General features: G+C 64.6%; 1 protein-coding gene. It reads left to right on the top strand.

The features are described 5' to 3' along the window. A partial coding sequence (locus SB771_RS35340; RefSeq protein ID WP_410722083.1) for a helix-turn-helix domain-containing protein occupies positions 1-118 on the top strand: 118 nt, incomplete at its 5' end. Positions 119-260: the final 142 nt, after the last annotated feature.

Here is a 260-nt window from a genome sequence, read left to right as displayed (position 1 = left end):
CGGGCATTCGGTAGCGCAGGTCGCGAAAGATCTCGGTTATCGCAGCGCGAGCGCGTTTATCGTCATGTTCCGCCAGGTGACGGGCGAATCGCCGCAACGCTATCTGGCGTCGAGTTGACGGCGCGCGGATGATTGACTCACGTCGCCTTCACTGACCCGAAGGCTTGCCCCACACGATCGATTCCGGATGGCGCTGGAGATAATCGGCCAGCGCGTTCACGCTCGCGAGCGTCCGGCGCAGTTGCGCCGTGGCCGTGCGC

This window comes from Burkholderia sp. SIMBA_051 (assembly GCF_046534915.1).
GTDB lineage: Bacteria > Pseudomonadota > Gammaproteobacteria > Burkholderiales > Burkholderiaceae > Burkholderia > Burkholderia ambifaria.
Note: the sequence above shows the minus strand (reverse complement) of the source record. Positions and strands in the feature narration are given on the sequence as shown.